Here is an 18,079-nt window from a genome sequence, read left to right on the forward strand (position 1 = left end):
GACACGTGCCGTCCCGAGGACGGCCGCGCCCCGATCAGTCGGGAGAGGAGTCGTGATCCGCGACCGGAGACACCGGCAGGCGATCGTCGCCTGCGGATCCGGAGCGGATGGTGAGCAGGCGATCGCCTGCGGAGGATGACGAGACGGATCCGAGCAGCCGGACGTCGCCCGAAGCGCCTCCGGCGGAGGATCCGGTCCCGGGCACGGTGAGACCATCGGCGGCGGGGGATCCCGCGGGCTGCGCGGGAGCGCCGGGTGTGCTCGCCACCGCAGAGGTGGGGACCGCGACGGCCGCGGCAGAATCGACGGCCGAACTCGGCGCGAGCTTGGGGGCAGCCGCCATCGATGCGGCGGATAGGCGCGGAACGGCCGCCTCGACGCCCGCCGGAATCACGATCGGCCGCGGCGTGACCGCGAGCGCCGGGATGATCGCCGTCGTGCCGCGCGCGATCTCGGCGACGGACCCGACCGTGTCATCGAGCGAGACGGCCAACCGCGGAAGCGCTGAGGTCATCGTCGTCAGGACGGCGGGAACCCGTTGCAGCACCACATCGACCGGGGCGAGCACGGGATTCAGCGCCGGAGCGACCGTGTCCGTCGTGGTCGCCACGGCATCGATCGCCGCGCCCACCGTCTGCGCGACGGGCGGAAGGAGCGGGGCGACGGCATCGACGAGTGGGGCGACCAGCGGAGCAGAGGACTGCTCGACGGCATCCGGCGCAGCGTGGGCATCCGGCGCAGCGGGGGCGTCCGGGGTAAAGGCGGCGGGAGCGGGAGCGACGGCGGCTGCGGCAGGCGCGGCGGGCGCAGGCGCGGCGGGAGCGGGCACGGCGGCCACGACGGTGTCGTCGACGGTGTGCTGCACGGCGGCGACCGTGTTCTGCAGCGTGCTCACGAGTCCTGCGGGCGGAGGAGGCGTGCTCTCCGCGGCCTGAGCGGATCCGGATCCGAAAGCGATCGACAGGGCCACCCAGCCGAGGGCGAAGAACGCGCCGGTGATCGCGGCGGGGACAAAACCCCGCGACTTTCGCGATCTGTCCGGCATGACGACCCCCCGATATACCGTTCTCACGGTCACCGTATGCCTGTGCTGTGCGTCTGTCCACCCTCCCGGCGGAATGTTTCCGCATCGCTCATCACGCACGGGCGCCGATCGCATGTGTCGGGCACGGATCCACCACACCCTGCACTGACGTAGCGTTGATATGTGAGTCTTCCCGCCTTCGATGTGGCCGCCGTACGCGCCGATTTCCCGCTGCTAGCCGAGTCTGTGCAGGGGATGCCGCTGGTGTACCTCGACTCCGCCGCCACGAGCCAGAAACCGCGGGTCGTGCTGGATGCCGAGCGCGACTTCCTGGAGCGCTCGAACGCCGCCGTGCATCGCGGCGCGCACACCCTCGCCGCCGAGGCGACCGAGCTCTATGAGGACGCCAGGGCAGCTGTCGCGGGCTTCGTCGGCGCCGCGCCGGACGACCTGGTCTGGACCCACGGCGCGACCGAGGGCCTCAACCTGATCGCCTACGCGATCGGCAACGCCACCCTCGGGCGCGGCGCGCCGGCGAGCGCTCGTCTCGCTCTGCGCCCCGGCGACGAGCTGGCCGTGACCGAGGCCGAGCATCACGCGAACATCGTGCCCTGGCAGGAGCTCGCGGCGCGCACCGGGGCGATCCTGCGCGTGATCCGGATCCGCGACGACGGATCCGTCGACCTCGATCACGCGGCGGAGGTCATCGGATCCCGGACCCGCGTGGTCGCCTTCACGCACGTCTCGAACGTGCTCGGCATCGTCAACCCGGTCGCCGAGATCGTCGCCCTCGCCCAGGGGGTCGGGGCGCTCACCGTGCTCGACGCCTGCCAGTCCGCACCGCACCTTCCGCTCGACCTGCCCGGACTCGGTGTCGACCTCGCCGTGTTCTCCGGACACAAGATGCAGGGCCCCTACGGGATCGGCGGACTCTACGGTCGCCGCGAGGTGCTCGCGGCGCTGCCGCCGTTTCTCACCGGCGGATCGATGATCACCCACGTCACCTTCGAGCGCACAGAGTTCCTGCCGCCGCCGCAGCGGTTCGAGGCCGGCACGCAGCCGGTGTCGCAGGCGATAGCGCTCGCGGCCTCTGTGCGCTACCTCGAGGGGCTCGGCATGGCCGCCGTGCACGCGCACGAGCAGATGCTCGAGCGGCGGGTGCGCGAAGGTCTTGCGGGGATCGACGGGGTGCGGCTGCTCGGCGCCGCGGACGGCGCCGAGCGCGTCGCACTGCAGGCGTTCGTGGTCGACGGCGTGCACGCGCACGATGTCGGCCAGTTCCTCGACGCGCGCGGCGTCGCGGTGCGCGTCGGGCATCACTGCGCCGAGCCCGTGCACGCGCGCCTCGGCGTCACCGCATCGGTGCGCGCCTCGGCGGCGCTCTACAACACGATCGAGGACGTGGACCGGATGCTCGAGGCCGTCTCCGGCGTGCGCGCGTACTTCGGCGTCGACGGGGCGATCGCGGCGGGAGTGCGCGCATGCGATGCACTGAGCGACCAGAGGGAGTCGAAGTGAGCGGCCTCGACGACCTCTACCAGGAGCTGATCCTGGACCACTCCAAGCGCCCTCACGGCAAGGGCCTGCTCGGCGCCGAGGGCGATCCGCACACCGCCGAATCGCACCAGCGCAACCCGATCTGCGGCGACGAGATCACCCTGCGAGCGCGGATCACGACCAGCGGCGGCGGTGCCGACGGCGATCTGATCGCCGAGGTGAGCTGGGACGGATCCGGGTGCTCGATCTCGCAGGCCTCCGCGTCGATGCTGACCGAACTCGTCGTGGGTCGATCGCGTGCCGAAGCCGCTGAGCTGATCGACGGCTTCCGCGAGGCGCTGCGTTCGCGGGGTGCGGTCGAGCTCGACGAGGACGTCTACGGCGACGCCGCGGCGCTGACCGGCGTCTCGCGGTACGTGGCCCGGGTGAAGTGCGCGATGCTCGGCTGGGTCGCCCTGGAAGACGCGCTGCACCGGGCCTGAGGCTTTCCGGTCCCTGAGACTCTCGACGGGGCCGACGCGAACCTCACAGGTGCCGTGCCGGATCCATCCGCTGATGCAGGATACGGATGACGTCCACGGCGTCGGCGCGTGGGATGTAGAAGATGAGATGGCTGCCGACGGCATAGCCGCGATACCCCTCGCGGGCCTCATCGCAGGGGCGGCCCCGCTCGGGACGCTCCGCCACGCGTTCGATCCCGGCTCGGATCTCGGTCACGTACTTCTCGGCCTGCTGTGCATCCCAGCGTTCCTGCGTGTAATCCCAGATCGACGACAGATCTCGGATCGCGGCCGGCGTCAGCCGGTAGATGCTCACGACTTCTTCGCCGCGATGAACACGTCGAAGTCGAAGGGTTCCGGCGCTCCGCTCTCCTCGCCGGCGATGAGGGCCGCACGCAACGCGGCCAGCTGCGCCTCCCGGTCCTCGAGCAGCCGCAGACTGGCGCGCACGACCTCACTCGCGGACCGGTAGCGGCCCGTCGAGACCTGGTGAGCGAGAAAGCCCGCGAAGTGGTCGTCCAGACTGATCGACGTGTTCTGTGCCATGTGCCAAATGTACCAAGAATTGGTACTTCTGGGACGGTCGCTTTGTTACACGCACTGTTACGGCCAGGGGAACCAGATCTGCAGGCGCGAGGCGTACCCTGGTCCCGTGGCACTGTCCTGTCGTTGTCGTCTCTGAGCGCGATCCGCGCCTCCTTCGACGACCACAGCCAGCTCCGCGCTCTCTCGCGCGACGACCGTTCAGGACACTCTCCGTGCGCTACGCCAGCCACGTCGCCGATCTCGTCGGCGCGACGCCTCTCGTCCGTCTCTCCTCCGTCACCGGCGCGACCGGCGACCGAGGTCCGATCCGCGCGACCGTGCTCGCGAAGGTCGAATACTTCAACCCCGGTGGCTCCGCCAAGGATCGCATCGCTCGCTCGATCATCGACGCGGCCGAAGGCGACGGACTGCTCCGTCCCGGCGGCACCATCGTCGAGGCGACGAGCGGCAACACCGGCGTCGGCCTCGCGCTGATCGCGCTGCAGCGCGGCTATCGTATGGTCTTCGTCGTGCCGGACAAGTTCGACGGGTCCAAAGTCGCGACGCTCCGGGCCTACGGTGCCGAAGTCGTGGTCACGCCGACGTCGGTGCCGCCGGAGCACCCCGAGTCGTACTACTCCGTCGCCGCGCGGCTCGCCCGTGAGATCCCCGGGGCGTTCCACCCGAACCAGTTCGCCAACCAGAACGGGCCGCGCGGGCACTACGAGTCCACCGGCCCCGAGATCTGGGCCGACACGGAGGGACGCATCACGCACTTCGTCGCGGGCATCGGCACGGGCGGCACGATCAGCGGCACCGGGCGTTTCCTCAAAGACGCGAGCGAGGGCCGCGTGCGCGTGATCGGCGCCGATCCGGAGGGATCCCTCTACTCCGGCGGCCCGATCCACTCCTACCTGGTCGAGGGGGTCGGGGAGGACTTCCTGCCGGACACCTTCGACGGATCCGTCGTCGACGGCTACGAACGCGTCTCCGACGCCGAGTCGTTCTCGATGACCCGGCGACTCGCCCGCGAGGAGGGGCTGCTCGTCGGCGGATCCAGCGGCATGGCCGTCGTGGCCGCGCTCCGGGTGGCCGAGCCGCTCGGCGAAGAGGACGTGGTGGTCGTGCTGCTGCCCGACCACGGCCGCGGCTATCTCGACAAGTTCTACGACGACGACTGGATGACCGGGCACGGGTTCGCCGTGCCCGGCGCCGCACCGACCGCGCGCGGCTGACGCGCGAGCACCGAAGGGATCCGAACATGACCATCGAGACGGACAAGATCGCCACCGCCGCCATCCACGCCGGCCAGGCCGCCGATCCGCACACCGGGGCGGTGATCCCTCCGCTGCACCTGTCGACGACGTTCGTGCAGGACGGTATCGGCGGGCTCCGCCAGGGTTACGAGTACGGCCGCAGCGCCAACCCGACCCGCGATGCGCTGCAGGCGCAGCTCGCCGCGCTCGAGGGCGGCACCCACGCCTACTCGTTCGCCTCGGGGCTCGCCGCGGAGGACACCCTGCTGCGCGCGATCCTCGCCCCCGGCGACCACGTGCTGCTCGGCAGCGACGTGTACGGCGGCACTTTCCGGCTCATCTCGCGGGTGCTCGGCGCGTGGGGAGTGACCGTGCAGGTGGTGGACATGAGTTCCCTCGATGCGGTGCGCGCCGCCGTCGCCGAGCGCGCCCCGCGCGTGCTCTGGGTGGAGACGCCGTCGAACCCGCTGCTGCGGATCTCCGACATCGCGGCGCTCGCTGAGATCGGGCACGCGGCCGGATCTGTCGTCGTGGTCGACAACACCTTCGCCACCCCGGTGCTGCAGCGGCCGCTCGCGCTCGGCGCCGACGTCGTGGTGCACTCCACCACGAAGTACCTGGGCGGGCACTCGGACGTGGTCGGCGGCGCGGTCGTGCTGAGCGACGACGCGCTCGCGGAGCAGGTCCGCTTCCTGCAGTTCGCGGTCGGGGCCGTCTCCGGACCCTTCGACGCCTGGCTCACCACGCGCGGCATCAAGACCCTGCCGGTGCGGATGCGCCAGCACAACGCCAACGCGCAGGCGGTCGCCGAGTTCCTCGACGCGCACCCGCGCGTCGCCCGTGTCTACTACCCTGGACTGCCGTCGCACCCCGGTCACGAGCTCGCCGCGCGGCAGATGTCGGGCTTCGGCGGGATCGTGTCGGTCGCGCTGGAGACAGGGGAGGCGGCCCGTCGGTTCGCCGAGTCGACGCGGGTGTTCCAGCTGGCCGAGTCGCTCGGCGGCGTGGAGTCGCTGGTCAACTACCCCGACGCGATGACGCACGCTTCGGTGCGCGGCACCGAGGCGGCTGTGCCGGTGGAGGTGGTGCGCCTCTCCGTCGGCCTTGAGGACGTGTCCGACCTGCTCGCCGACCTGGAGCAGGCGCTGACCGTCTGACGCAAGACCGCACACGAGAGTGCGGGCGCGGCGGGGTCATCCGGTCAGACGGACGCGACCTCCGGTGTCCCTGCCGCGAGCATCGCATCCTTCATCTCCGACGAGATCAGGACGTAGCATTCCGTCCACGCCTCCCGGACGGCCGGGGTGAACGCGTCGCCCAGGCCCTTCTCGAGCGTGGTCAGGAGCGCCGCCCCCACCGCGCCGAAGTGGGCGGGCTGCACCCCGTACCCGACATGCCTGGAGCCGAGTTCGCGCACGACCGGAGCGGTCGACTCCCAGTCGCCGATCCCGTTGACGGCCGCTCCGAGCATCATCATGAGCTTGCGGCGCTGCTCGGTCAGGTCGTCGGCGAACAGGGCGCGCAGATCGGGTTCGAGAGCGAAGAGCTCGTCGTAGAAGATCCTCGACGCCAGATCGGAGATCGGGACGACGGAGGCGAAGGTGGACTGGACGAGATCGATGTGGTGCGAATCCATGACGGACCTCTTCTCTGGTGATCGATGAGGTCAACCTAGGCAGGGCCGATGACGCCGCTATTGCCGTGATGTGTGCGCGACGTGACATCTCGCTCACAGGGCGCGGAGAACGGTGAGACCTCCCGTGGATCCGGGCGTGCTCTCGGCGGCATCGAGACCGCCCGCGGCCCGGAGCACTACATCTTCCTGTCGATGGCGCTGATGCGCACGCTCGGCACCACCGGCTACGGCATCGCGATGCAGCGCGAGGGGTGAGGACTCTCAGCCCTCCAGCGCGGCGACGGCGGCCTCCAGCCCGGCCAGGCGCTGCGCCGGATCTCCGTGCAATTCGATGACCGAAGCGGCGCCGGTCAGGTCCTCGTCGTCGGCCAGTTCGAGCAGGGAGGCGGCCATCGCCTCCCGCAGCTCAGGATCCTCGTCATCGGGGACGGCGATCCGCTGGTCACCGCCGAGCAGCACGATCAGGTCGACGCCGGCCATCGCGCGGGCGGCAAGGGGTGCTTCGCGGCGCAGCAGCCCGGCTGCGGCCGACGAGCGTCCGAGCGCGTCGAGAGCGTCGAGGTAGGCGAGGAAGTCGAGTGGTCCGCGCTCAGCGATCACGGCCCGGCGGGAGGCGGGCGCCAGGAGCCGCTCGGCGCTGATCCGCAGCTGGGCGACGAAGGATCCCGCGCCCGATCCCGTCGTCTCGTCGACCAGCTCGAACGGATCCGGCAAGACGGCGAACTCCGGGTGAGCCAGCGCGAAATCCGAGATGAGCGTGCTCTTCCCGGTCGCATGGGTGCCGGACACGACGATGCGCATGTGCGGAGTCTACGGAGCCGCGAGCCGCTCCTGCTCCGACCGGCCGTCGGCGCAGGGGCGCCTCCTGGCGTCGAGTCACGGATGGGCCGGAAGTGCGAGGATGAGGCGTGGGATCACCGCAGGCGCTGAACGACCGGGATCGCCGGCTCGTCGCGGGCTGGGCCGCTGACTGCGCCGAGCGGGTGCTCGGGCTGTTCGAGGCGGAAGCTCCCGCGGACGATCGGCCGCGGGACGCGATCGCCCGCGCTCGTGCCTACTCCCGTGGCGAACTGAGCGCCGCGGAGGAGATCCGCCGGAGGTTCGTCGCGGGACGCGCGGCATCCGCCGTCGGCGCACCCGCAGCCATCGCGGCGGCGCGGTCGGCCGCGCAGGCCTCCGGTGTGGCACACGTGGGTGCTCATGCGCTGGGTGCGGCGGCGTATGCCGCGGAGGCGGCGGGCCTCGCGGCCGAGGGCGACGAGGGCGACGCTGCAACCGAACGCGAGATCCGCTGGCAGGTCGCGCGGATGACCCCCGAGGTGCGCTCGGCCCTCGCTCTGCTTCCCCTCCTCGGACAGGATTCCTCCGGCCCGCTCGCGTCGGGCGGGCTCCTCGACCGCGGGCTCCGGGGAGCAGTCATCCGCGCGCTTCAGGCGGTCGTGCACGACGAGGCGTAACTCGGAAACTTGCGTGGGCGGGCCGCGGGCTGGCTCGTCATCTGGCTGTCGTGCCTGCCGGGCGATCTCGTACTTCCGGATCTGAGCAGCACCCCACGGATCCGGAATACCCCCCAGGGGTATATGGTTGTGGTTATCCAGATGCCCGAGCGGGGTGTCGAACGGAGGAGACGACATGACCACCACCGAGTACCAGGTGACCGGGATGAGCTGCGGGCACTGCGAGGCGTCCGTCCGCCGCGAGGTCGGCGGGATCGCCGGCGTCGAAGACATCGACGTCAGCGCCGCCTCCGGCCGCCTCGTGGTGACCTCGACGGCGGACCTCGATGACGACGCGGTGTTCGCGGCGGTCGACGAGGCCGGATACCAAGCCGTCCGCGCCTGATGGACGGGCACGACGCGCACGGATCCGGCGGGCACCGATCCATGGAGCACGGATCCATGGATCACGCGGCCATGGCGGGGTCGGACGCCCCGGCAGGAGTCTCGCTCTTCGCCGACGGCTACACGCTCGCCCCCGTGGTCGCACCGACCGCGACCGGAGATCAGGGCCTGCTGAGCTTCCGGATCCTGGACCGATCCGGCACCGCGGTCACCGCCTACGAGCGCCAGCACGAGAAGGAGCTGCACCTCATCGTCGTCCGCAGCGACGGCACGCAGTTCCGCCACGTGCACCCCGTGCTCGGCACGACGACCGGCACCTGGAGCATCCCCTGGGCCTGGGCGGAAGCCGGCACGTATCGGGTCTTCACCGATTTCGCCGCGGAGGGTGGCGACGCCGTGACGCTCACGCGCACGGTCGACGTCGCGGGATCCTTCACCCCGGTGGCCTCTGCGACAAGCCGCGAGACCACGATCGACGGATTCGACGCGCGGATCTCCGGGGACCTCGTCCCGGGAGACGCCTCGGAGCTGACCGTCACGATCAGCCGCGACGGCGCCCCCGTGACGACACTGCAGCCGTATCTGGGCGCCTACGGGCATCTGGTGGCGCTCCGCGAGGGCGACCTCGCCTATCTGCACGTGCACCCCGAGGGCGACGTGCCGGCGAGCGGAGCGGTCTCCGGCCCGGAGGTCCGCTTCGCCGCGCACGTGCCCACGGCCGGCCGCTATCTGCTCTACTTCGACTTCCAGGTCTCCGGGGCCGTGCACTCGGCCGCGTTCGTCCTGGACGCCAAGGATCCGCACCAGCACTGACGACCCCCACTCTCTCGAAAGGAGACGCACCTATGAACGCGAACAGCGTGGAGCTCGAGATCGGCGGGATGACCTGCGCCTCCTGCGCGAACCGCATCGAGAAGACCCTGAACAAGCTCGACGGGGTCACCGCGACGGTCAACTATGCGACGGAGAAGGCGAAGGTCGCGCTCCCCGACGGCCTCGATCCCGCGGTGCTCATCGCCCGGGTCGAGGACATCGGCTACTCGGCCGTGCTGCCGAAGCCGGCGGCCCCTGAGTCGGCGATCGCTGAGCCCGTCGAAGGGTCCGCAGGCCGCGCGGCCGACCCGGAGCTGCTCTCGCTGCGCACCCGGCTCCTCGTCAGCGCGATCCTGACCGTCCCGGTCGTCGCGCTGGCGATGATCCCCGCGCTGCAGTTCACGTACTGGCAGTGGGCCTCTCTCGCGCTCGCCGCTCCGGTGATCGTCTGGGGCGCCTGGCCGTTCCACCGCGCCGCCTGGCTGAATCTGCGCCACGGCGCGGCCACCATGGACACGCTCATCTCGATGGGCACCCTGGCCGCGTTCGGGTGGTCGCTGTACGCGCTGTTCCTCGGCACCGCGGGCATGCCGGGCATGCGCCACGAGTTCTCCTTCGCGCTCGAAGCGGGCACCGGCGCGAGCAGCATCTACCTCGAGGTCGGCGCCGGGGTGACCGTGTTCATCCTTGCCGGGCGCTACTTCGAGAAGCGCTCCAAGCGGCAGGCGGGGGCGGCGCTGCGAGCACTGGTCGAACTCGGCGCGAAGGATGTGGCGGTCGTGCGGGGCGGATCCGAACTGCGGATCCCGATCGCCCAGCTCGCCGTCGGCGACGAGTTCGTCGTGCGGCCGGGCGAGAAGATCGCCACGGATGGCGTGGTCGTCGCAGGATCCAGCGCCGTCGACGCCTCGATGCTGACCGGGGAGTCGGTGCCGGTCGAGGTCGCGGCGGGCGACGCGGTCTCCGGTGGAACGGTCAACGCGGGCGGACGTCTCGTGATCCGCGCGCGACGGGTCGGATCCGACACTCAGCTCGCGCAGATGGCGCGCCTCGTCGAGGAGGCGCAGACCGGCAAGGCCGAGGTGCAGCGCCTCGCCGACCGGATCTCCGGTGTGTTCGTGCCGATCGTGATCGGGATCGCCGTGGTCACCCTTGCCGTCTGGCTCGGCATCGGGTTCCCGGCGACGGCCGCCTTCACCGCCGCGGTCGCGGTGCTCGTGATCGCCTGCCCGTGCGCCCTCGGCCTCGCCACCCCGACGGCGCTGCTCGTCGGCACCGGGCGCGGGGCGCAGCTCGGGATCCTGATCAAGGGCCCGGAGGTGCTCGAGTCCACCCGGAAGGTCGACACGATCGTGCTCGACAAGACCGGCACGGTGACCAGCGGCCGGATGGCGCTCGTCGAGATCGTGACCGAGGAGGGCACGGATCCGGCCGAGCTGCTCCGCCTCGCGGGTGCGGTGGAGCACGCCTCCGAGCACCCGATCGCGCAGGCCGTGGCGCGTGCCGCCCTCGCCGGGTCTCTTCCGGTGGCGCCCTCGGGGTCGTTGAGCGAGCACGGCGGAGCCGAGCGAGACGAAACGCGCTCCCTCACCCTCCCGAGGGTCGAGTCCTTCCAGAACATCGAGGGACGCGGGGTGCAGGGCGTCGTCGAGGGGCACGCCGTGCTCGTCGGGCGCGAGGCGCTGCTCGCGGACTGGTCCCTGCACCTGAGCCCGGCGGTCGCGGCGGCGAAGGCGGATGCCGAGGCCGGCGGCAAGACGGTCATCGCGGTCGGCTGGGACGGATCCGCGCGCGGGATCCTCGTGATCGCCGACACCGTCAAGCCCACCAGCGCCGAGGCGGTCGCCGAGCTCAAGCGGCTCGGGCTCACGCCGATCCTGCTCACCGGCGACACTGAGGTGGTCGCCCGCCGGATCGCGGCGGAGGTCGGGATCACGGAGGTCATCGCCGAGGTGCTGCCCGAGGGCAAGGTCGAGGTCGTCGCGCGGCTGCAGGCGGAAGGCCGCGTCGTCGCGATGGTGGGGGACGGCGTGAACGACGCGCCGGCGCTGGCCACCGCGGATCTCGGCATGGCGATGGGAACCGGCACCGACGTCGCGATCGAGGCGAGCGACATCACGCTCGTGCGCGGCGACCTGCGCACGGCGGCCGACGCGATCCGGCTCTCCCGCCGCACCCTCGGCACGATCAAGGGGAACCTGTTCTGGGCCTTCGCGTACAACGTGGCCGCGATCCCGATCGCCGCGCTGGGCCTGCTGAATCCGATGCTCGCGGGGGCCGCGATGGCGTTCTCCAGCGTGTTCGTGGTCGGCAACAGCCTGCGGCTGCGCCGCTTCCGCTGAGCTGGGCGCCCGCGCCGGATCCGGCCTGCGGATCCGGCCTGCGGATCTCGCCCACGCCCGCGCTTGCGGTCTCTTGCCGCGGAGTTGTGCAGCAACTTCGGAGCGATTCCTCGGATCCGTCCGAAGTTCGTGTACAACTCCGAGCGAGCGCACCGGGTAACAGGTACTGACGGACCCTGGCGGCGAGCGCGACTTCGGAGTTGGCTGGAGCCGACGTCAGGATCCGTGCCACGGATCCGCAACGAAGGAGCACCCCATGCACACACGCATCCTCGGCCGCGGCATCGACGGCGCCGGCCTCACCGTCTCGGCGGTCGGGCTCGGCGCGATGGGCATGTCGCAGAGCTACGGACCGAATCCCGGCACCCGCGAGGACATGATCGGCGTGCTCCGTTCGGCCCTCGACCTGGGCGTCACGTTCATCGACACCGCTGAGGTCTACGGACCGTATGTCAATGAGGAACTGGTCGGCGAGGCGTTCGAAACCGTCCGGGATCACGTCGTGATCGCCACGAAGTTCGGCTGGCGCATCGAGGAGGACGGTCGCTACACCGGGGTCGACAGTCGCCCGGAGCAGATCCGCCGCGTCGCCGAGGCCTCACTGCGTCGCCTCCGCACCGACGTGATCGACCTGTTCTATCAGCACCGGGTGGATCCGTCCGTCCCGATCGAGGATGTGGCCGGCACCGTCGGAGAGCTTGTGCGGGAGGGCAAGGTGCGTCACTTCGGGATGTCGGAGGCAGCCGCGGGGACCATCCGTCGTGCCCACGCCGAATTCCCCGTCACCGCGGTGCAGAGCGAATATTCGCTGTGGACCAGGGAACCTGAGGCCGAGGTGCTGCCGGTGCTCGCCGAGCTGGGCATCGGGTTCGTGCCGTTCAGCCCGCTGGGCAAGGGGTTTCTCACCGGCACGGTCGGCGCGGACGCGGCCTTCGCCGACGGCGACATCCGCGCGACGATCCCCCGCTACACGGCGGAGAACCGGGCCACGAACCAGCAGATCGTCGACCACGTCACCGCGCTCGCCGCCGCGAAGGAGGCGACGCCGGGCCAGATCGCGCTCGCCTGGCTGCTCGCACAGCAGCCTTGGATCGTTCCGATCCCGGGTACTCGCCGCACGTCGCGGATCGCGGAGAACGCCGGATCCGCCGCGGTCGCGCTCTCGGCCGACGAGCGAGCCGATCTCGACGCCCTCGCCCGGCGCATCGGGGTCGCCGGCGACCGCTACAACGAAGCGCAGAACTCGTACGTCGGGCACTGACTGGCCTCTTGTCGCGGGCGCTCCGGGCTTGCGGCCTCCGGCCTGCCGCCCGCACCCACGTGCGCTGCTGCGGAGTTGTGCAGCATCTTCGGACGGATCCGGGGGAAGACGTCCGAAGATCGCGTACATGTCCGAAGGAGGGCCACGGATCCGGCGACGCGCACGGATCCGACGCAAGCGCTTTCCGAGAAACACACCGCCAGGCGTCGACAGGGCTCGAATCGATTCGATAGGATTGCTCGGTTCCGCTCACCTCCGTCCCCCGAAGAGCTCTCATGGCCACGCCCCTCACCACAGGCCGCCCCTGGCGCGTCATCCTCGCCTTTGCCATCCCCCTGCTGATCGGCAACGTCGTGCAGCAGCTGTACCAGTTCGCCGACGCGATCGTCGTGGGGCGCCATCTCGGCGTGGATTCGCTCGCCGCGGTCGGTGCGACCGGCAGCCTGATCTTCCTGCTCCTGGGCTTCGCGTGGGGGCTCAGCAGCGGCTTCGCGATCCCCACCGCGCAGGCGTTCGGCGCAGGGGATCACGCCGCCGTGCGCCGCTCCGTGGCCACAGGGACGCTGCTCACCGGCGCCGCGGCCGTGATCATCTCGGTGGCGGGCCCGCTGGTCTCGCGCCCTCTGCTCGAGCTGCTGCAGACCCCGCCGATCCTGCTCGACCAGGCGACGGTGTTCACCGAGGTGACGTTCATCGGCGGCAGCGCCGTGATGTTCTTCAACTACCTGTCCGCCGTGATCCGCTCGATCGGCGACTCCCGCACGCCGCTGGTGTTCCTCGCGGTGTCGTGCGCGCTGAACATCGTGCTCGTGATCCTGATGGTGGGCGTGTTCGAATGGGGCGTCGCGGGCGCGGCCCTGGCGACGGTGGTCGCGCAGGCCGTGTCGGTCGTGCTGTGCCTGCTCTACGTGTGGCGCAGGCTCCCGGTGCTGCACGTGCACCGCGCCGACTGGAAGGTCTCCCGCGCCGACCTCGCCGAGCACCTGCGCCTCGGGCTGCCGATGGGCTTCCAGGCCTCGATCATCGCGATCGGCACGATCACCGTGCAGGTCGCCCTGAACACCCTCGGTGCCGAGGCCGTGGCCGCCTACACGACGGCCTCGCGCGTGGACAGCATCGCCATCGCCTTCCTGCAGTCGATCGGACTCGCGGCCTCGATGTACGCGGCGCAGAACCTCGGCGGGAGACGCCCCGACCGGATCCGCCGCGGCGTCTCCGAGGCGATCTGGATGGCCGTCATCACGGCGGTCGTCCTCGGCGCGCTGCTGGTGCTGTTCGGATCCTTCATGGTCCGCCTGTTCATCGGATCCGGATCCGACGAGGTCGTCCGCCTCGCCGCCCTGATGCTGCTGATCAACGGCCTGAGCTACACCGCGCTCGCGGTGCTGTTCGTGCTGCGCGGGGTGCTGCAGGGGCTCGGCCACGCCCTGATCCCGACGATCACCGGCGTGATCGAGCTCGTCATGCGCGTGGGCGCCGCGGTCGTGCTGGGGGCGCTGATCGGATACCCCGGCGTGGTGCTGAGCAACCCGCTGGCGTGGATCGGCGCGACCGTGCTGCTGATCCCTGCGTATCTCAAGGCGCATCGCGAATTGGGCCGCATGCGGGTGGATCCGGCCCAGGTCACCCCGACCACCGCGATCGCCGTCGTCGGCCCGACCGACGGATCCATGGTGGTCGACGCGGTCATCACGGCCCCGATTCCGATCGCGAGCGCGAAGCCGAAACCGCGAATCCGCATCGGGCGCCGCTGAAGCCCTTGCGTCCGGGCGTCTGAGCGCGCACGCTGGGGGCGGGGACAACGGCGAGGGAGCATCGACATGCCGCAGCGCATCATCCCGAACATCTGGTGCGATCGGAACGCCGAAGAGGTCGGGGCCTTCTACGCGTCGGTGTTCGACAACACCTCCTCCCGGGTGACCGGTCGCTATCCGGCCGACGGGTTGCCCGAGTTCCAGCAGGAGTTCGCCGGGCAGCCGGTGGTCGTCGACGTCGACCTGGACGGCTTCCGGATCAGCCTCATCAACGCCGGCAGCGAGTTCCACCCGACCCCGGCGATCTCGTTCCTGGTGAACGTGGACGCGCGCCGGTTCGACGGCGATGAGGGCGCCGCGCGCGCGTGGATCAACCGCACCTGGACCAGCCTCGGCGAGGAGGGGCTCGCGCTGATGGACATCGGCGAGTATCCGTACAGCGCCCTGTACGGATGGATCGAAGACAAGTACGGCGTCAGCTGGCAGCTGAAGCTCACGGATCCGACGGCCGAGACCGTCGACGAGATCGTCCCCATGCTGATGTTCAACGGGGCGGTGCAGAGCCGCGCGGAGGAGGCGGTCGAGCTGTACATCTCGTTGCTGCCGGGCTCTGGGTCGAGACGCGTGGTCGAGTACCCGCTGACCCAGATGCCCGACGTGGGCGGCAACGTCAGATACGAGGAGTTCCGGCTCGCCGGACAGGACTTCGCCGTGGCGGCATCCCCTGCCGACTACGACATCTCGTTCACGCCCGGCCTGTCCCTGCAGGTCGACTGCGACGGGCAGGACGAGATCGACCGGCTGTGGGACGCACTCAGCGCCGTGCCCGCCGCCGAGCAGTGCGGCTGGCTCACCGACCCGTTCGGCGTGAGCTGGCAGATCGTGCCGTCGAACATGGCTGAGTTGATGCAGCGCCCGCACGCCTACGAGCACATGATGCAGATGAAGAAGCTGGTCATCGCTGAGTTCTGAGGGGTCGCTCGCTGCGCGAGCCCCGCCAGTCCCGATGCCTGCGCGCCCGAGAGACCGATCGCTGCGCTCCGGTCGGTCCCCCTCCTCGGGGTCGTTGAGCGAGCAGCGACGAAGGAGCAGCGAGACGAAACGCCGTTTCCGGCGGGATGGGGATAGCCGGGTGGGTCAGAGCACCACGAGGTAGCCGAGCACGGCGCTGGCGACGGCGAGGACGGCGAGGACGATCGCCGGGGCTGCGGGCTCGTGGCGGCGCAGGTGCACGACGACGGCGCCGATCATGATGATGGCGATACCGGTGGCGGCGAGCGGGGTCAGGATCGGCGCGATCCCGGTTGCCAGGGGCAGGATCAGGCCGATCGCGCCGACCACCTCGAGGGCCGCGAACGTCTTGACGGCGCCCGCCGAGAAGTCCTCGGTCCATGCCATGCCGCGCTCGGCGAGAGCGGCCTTGGGAGTCACCAGCTTCGCGGGGCGGACGCCGGGCGAATGATCCGCGACGTGCTCGACCGGGTCGGGGACAAGTGGTCGCTGCTGGTGGTCGCGACGCTCGATGGCGACACGATGCGGTTCAGCGAGTTGCTCCGGCACATCCCCGGCATCTCGCAGCGCATGCTCACCCTCACGCTGCGCCAGCTCGAGCGCGATGGCCTCGTGACCCGCACCGCCTTTGCCGAGGTGCCGCCGCGGGTCGAGTACGCGCTCACCGCGCTCGGTCGCACCTTCGTCGACATCGCGCACACGATCGCGCGCTGGGCGATCACCAACCACCCCACGATCGAGGAGTCCCGCGCGGCCTACGACGCGCGTTGAGCCCCCGCAGCCCCACTCAGCGGTGGTCGCGGTCGTGGTGCTGGCCGGACTCGTCGCCCGCGGCGATCCGCTCGGCCTCGCGGGCACGCAGGTCGACGCGGCGGATCTTGCCCGAGATCGTCTTGGGCAGCTCCGGGACGAACTCGATGATGCGCACCCACTGGTGCGGCGAGAGCTTGCCGCGGGCGTAGGCGAAGATCGAGCCCGCGGTGGCGTCGAGGTCGTCGTGCGCGGACGCCGTCAGGAAGACGTACGCCTTCGGGACCGCGAGCCGGGTGGGATCCGGGCTCGGCACGACCGCCGCCTCGACGACGTCGGGGTGCTCGAGCAGGATCGACTCGAGCTCGAACGGCGAGATCTTGTAGTCGGAGGCCTTGAACACGTCGTCCGCGCGGCCGACGTAGGTGAGGTAGCCGTCGGCGTCGCGGGTGGCGATGTCGCCGGTGTGGTGGAATCCGCCCTCGCGCGAGCGCGCGGTCGCGTCCGGATCCGCGTAGTACCCCGCCATCAGCCCGAGTGGCTGCTCGGCGAGGTCGAGGCAGATCTCGCCCTCGCCGGCCCCGTCGGCGTCGCCGTCGACGCGCGCTCCGGTGACCGGATCCACAAGCACGACCGGATAGCCCGGGAGCGGACGCCCCATGGATCCGTCCTTCACGACCTGGCCGGGGGAGTTGCCCACGCACGCGGTCATCTCGGTCTGACCGAAGCCGTCGCGGATCGTGCCGCCCCAGGCGTCGCGCACGCGGCCGATCACCTCGGGGTTCAGCGGCTCCCCGGCGCCGACGAGCTCGCGCGGCGGGTGCGCGAGGCGGCCGAGATCGGCCTGGATCAGCATGCGCCACACGGTCGGCGGGGCGCAGAAGGTGGTCACGCCGTGCTGATCCATGACCTCCATCAGGGTGTTCGCGTCGAAGCGCTCGTAGTTGTACACGAACACGGTCGCCTCGGCCAGGAACGGCGAGTAGAAGCTCGACCACGCGTGCTTGGCCCAGCCCGGCGAGGAGATGTTCAGGTGCACATCGCCTTCACGGACGCCCAGCCACCACATGGTCGACAGGTGCCCGACCGGATACGACACGTGCGTGTGCTGCACGAGCTTCGGCCGGCTCGTCGTGCCCGAGGTGAAGTACAGCAGGCTCGTGTCGTCGGCCGGTGTCGGGCCGTCGGGCTGGAATTCGTCGGATGCCGTGGCCGCGTCGGCGAAATCATGCCAGCCCGCCGCCGCCTCGCCGTCTGCGCCGACGGCGATGCGCAGGATCGACGCCGGCAGCGCGGCGACCCGGTCGGTGAGCGCGGTCATCGTCACGACCGCGCGGGCCTCGCCGGTCTCCGCGCGGTAGGCGAGGTCGGCGGGGGAGAGCAGCGTCGAGGTGGGGATCGCGACCGCGCCGATCTTGGTGAGCGCGAGCATCGTCTCCCACAGGTCGATCGTGTTGCCGAGCATCACGATGACGTGGTCGCCGCGGCGGATCCCGAGGCCGCTCAGCCAGTTCGCGACCTGATCCGAACGCCGCGACAGTTCGCCGTACGACCAGCTGCGGCTGCTCAGATCCGCCGACACGATCTGCACCGCGGGGCGGTCGGGGTTCTCCGCGGCGACGACGTCGAACCACTCCAGCCCGAAGTTGAACTCCGCGAAAGCGGGCCAGCGGAACGTCGCCCGCGCTCCCGGATAGTCCCTCGCATGCGCGAAGAGCAGATCGCGGGCGGAGCGGATCGCGGCGGTGGCGGCGGTCGCGGGGCGGGGCTGACTCATGTTCGACTCCTGCGGGGTTCGGATGTCCTCATCTTCGTCCGGATCCGCCGCTTCCGCGAGGCCCGGGCGCCGCGGCGCGTCCAGGCGCCGGT

General features: G+C 70.8%; 20 protein-coding genes. 13 read left to right on the forward strand and 7 right to left on the reverse strand.

Annotation, left to right across the window (positions count from 1 at the left end; genetic code table 11):
• Window positions 1-34: 34 nt before the first annotated feature.
• Window positions 35-1,045, reverse strand: a complete 1,011-nt coding sequence (locus tag ABD882_RS02520) for a hypothetical protein (protein ID WP_345184026.1) — start codon at window positions 1,043-1,045, stop codon at window positions 35-37.
• A gap of 162 nt (window positions 1,046-1,207) precedes the next feature.
• On the opposite strand from ABD882_RS02520, the gene ABD882_RS02525 reads away from it, so the two are divergent.
• Together ABD882_RS02525 and sufU are read left to right on the forward strand one after the other, a co-directional pair.
• Complete coding sequence (locus ABD882_RS02525; RefSeq protein WP_345184028.1) at window positions 1,208-2,542, forward strand: SufS family cysteine desulfurase; 1,335 nt, start codon at window positions 1,208-1,210, stop codon at window positions 2,540-2,542.
• Window positions 2,539-3,003 (forward strand): Fe-S cluster assembly sulfur transfer protein SufU, encoded by a 465-nt coding sequence (gene sufU / locus ABD882_RS02530; protein WP_345184031.1) that lies wholly within the window; start codon window positions 2,539-2,541, stop codon window positions 3,001-3,003. The genes ABD882_RS02525 and sufU overlap by 4 nt, the downstream gene beginning before the upstream one ends.
• Window positions 3,004-3,046: 43 nt before the next feature.
• Here sufU and ABD882_RS02535 read toward each other — a convergent pair whose 3' ends face one another.
• Entirely contained in the window at window positions 3,047-3,337 is a 291-nt protein-coding gene (locus ABD882_RS02535; RefSeq protein WP_345184033.1) for a type II toxin-antitoxin system RelE/ParE family toxin, read from the reverse strand.
• Window positions 3,334-3,567, reverse strand: a complete 234-nt coding sequence (locus ABD882_RS02540) for a type II toxin-antitoxin system ParD family antitoxin (RefSeq protein WP_345184035.1) — start codon at window positions 3,565-3,567, stop codon at window positions 3,334-3,336. Before ABD882_RS02540 ends, ABD882_RS02535 begins: the two co-directional genes overlap by 4 nt.
• A 212-nt stretch (window positions 3,568-3,779) precedes the next feature.
• Between ABD882_RS02540 and ABD882_RS02545 the strand changes: the two genes are divergently transcribed.
• A complete protein-coding gene (locus ABD882_RS02545; RefSeq protein ID WP_345184037.1) occupies window positions 3,780-4,781 on the forward strand; it encodes a pyridoxal-phosphate dependent enzyme in 1,002 nt (333 codons plus the stop codon).
• Between the two features lie 26 nt (window positions 4,782-4,807).
• A complete protein-coding gene (locus ABD882_RS02550) occupies window positions 4,808-5,959 on the forward strand; it encodes a cystathionine gamma-synthase (protein ID WP_345184039.1) in 1,152 nt (383 codons plus the stop codon).
• A 44-nt stretch (window positions 5,960-6,003) separates the two neighbouring features.
• Here ABD882_RS02550 and ABD882_RS02555 read toward each other — a convergent pair whose 3' ends face one another.
• Window positions 6,004-6,438, reverse strand: coding sequence for a globin family protein (locus tag ABD882_RS02555; protein WP_345184041.1), 435 nt, complete (start codon window positions 6,436-6,438; stop codon window positions 6,004-6,006).
• 81 nt (window positions 6,439-6,519) lie between these two features.
• Between ABD882_RS02555 and ABD882_RS02560 the strand changes: the two genes are divergently transcribed.
• The gene (locus ABD882_RS02560) at window positions 6,520-6,693 is read left to right on the forward strand and encodes a hypothetical protein (RefSeq protein ID WP_345184043.1); all 174 of its coding nucleotides are present in this window, start codon (window positions 6,520-6,522) and stop codon (window positions 6,691-6,693) included.
• Window positions 6,694-6,699: 6 nt separating this feature from the next.
• Here the strand turns inward: ABD882_RS02560 and ABD882_RS02565 are convergent, their stop codons facing one another.
• Window positions 6,700-7,239, reverse strand: coding sequence for an AAA family ATPase (locus tag ABD882_RS02565; RefSeq protein ID WP_345184046.1), 540 nt, complete (start codon window positions 7,237-7,239; stop codon window positions 6,700-6,702).
• A 107-nt stretch (window positions 7,240-7,346) separates the two neighbouring features.
• Here ABD882_RS02565 and ABD882_RS02570 point away from each other — a divergent pair, with 107 nt between their 5' ends.
• The 7 genes from ABD882_RS02570 to ABD882_RS02600 all read left to right on the forward strand — a co-directional run bounded on the left by ABD882_RS02570 (window position 7,347) and on the right by ABD882_RS02600 (window position 15,421).
• Window positions 7,347-7,895 carry a putative immunity protein gene (locus ABD882_RS02570; RefSeq protein WP_345184048.1) on the forward strand — a complete coding sequence of 183 codons (549 nt, stop codon included), beginning with the start codon at window positions 7,347-7,349 and terminating at the stop codon, window positions 7,893-7,895.
• Window positions 7,896-8,070: 175 nt separating this feature from the next.
• Window positions 8,071-8,280: a heavy-metal-associated domain-containing protein gene (locus ABD882_RS02575; protein ID WP_345184050.1), complete on the forward strand. Its 210-nt coding sequence runs from the start codon at window positions 8,071-8,073 to the stop codon at window positions 8,278-8,280.
• Entirely contained in the window at window positions 8,280-9,092 is an 813-nt protein-coding gene (locus tag ABD882_RS02580) for a hypothetical protein (protein ID WP_345184052.1), read from the forward strand. Before ABD882_RS02575 ends, ABD882_RS02580 begins: the two co-directional genes overlap by 1 nt.
• Before the next feature lie 32 nt (window positions 9,093-9,124).
• Complete coding sequence (locus ABD882_RS02585) at window positions 9,125-11,434, forward strand: heavy metal translocating P-type ATPase (protein WP_345184054.1); 2,310 nt, start codon at window positions 9,125-9,127, stop codon at window positions 11,432-11,434.
• Window positions 11,435-11,690: 256 nt separating this feature from the next.
• Complete coding sequence (locus ABD882_RS02590) at window positions 11,691-12,695, forward strand: aldo/keto reductase (protein ID WP_345184056.1); 1,005 nt, start codon at window positions 11,691-11,693, stop codon at window positions 12,693-12,695.
• A gap of 275 nt (window positions 12,696-12,970) precedes the next feature.
• Complete coding sequence (locus ABD882_RS02595) at window positions 12,971-14,449, forward strand: MATE family efflux transporter (protein WP_345184059.1); 1,479 nt, start codon at window positions 12,971-12,973, stop codon at window positions 14,447-14,449.
• 66 nt (window positions 14,450-14,515) lie between these two features.
• Window positions 14,516-15,421: a VOC family protein gene (locus ABD882_RS02600; RefSeq protein ID WP_345184061.1), complete on the forward strand. Its 906-nt coding sequence runs from the start codon at window positions 14,516-14,518 to the stop codon at window positions 15,419-15,421.
• 165 nt (window positions 15,422-15,586) lie between these two features.
• Here the strand turns inward: ABD882_RS02600 and ABD882_RS02605 are convergent, their stop codons facing one another.
• Window positions 15,587-15,880: a DoxX family protein gene (locus ABD882_RS02605; RefSeq protein WP_345184063.1), complete on the reverse strand. Its 294-nt coding sequence runs from the start codon at window positions 15,878-15,880 to the stop codon at window positions 15,587-15,589.
• Between the two features lie 27 nt (window positions 15,881-15,907).
• Between ABD882_RS02605 and ABD882_RS02610 the strand changes: the two genes are divergently transcribed.
• The gene (locus tag ABD882_RS02610) at window positions 15,908-16,231 is read left to right on the forward strand and encodes a winged helix-turn-helix transcriptional regulator (RefSeq protein WP_345184065.1); all 324 of its coding nucleotides are present in this window, start codon (window positions 15,908-15,910) and stop codon (window positions 16,229-16,231) included.
• A gap of 16 nt (window positions 16,232-16,247) precedes the next feature.
• Here the strand turns inward: ABD882_RS02610 and ABD882_RS02615 are convergent, their stop codons facing one another.
• On the reverse strand, window positions 16,248-17,987 hold the full coding sequence (locus tag ABD882_RS02615; protein WP_345184067.1) for an AMP-binding protein: 1,740 nt from the start codon (window positions 17,985-17,987) through the stop codon (window positions 16,248-16,250).
• Window positions 17,988-18,079 lie beyond the last annotated feature (92 nt).

The sequence above is a fragment of the Microbacterium panaciterrae genome, assembly GCF_039541635.1.
In the GTDB taxonomy this organism is placed as follows: domain Bacteria; phylum Actinomycetota; class Actinomycetes; order Actinomycetales; family Microbacteriaceae; genus Microbacterium; species Microbacterium panaciterrae.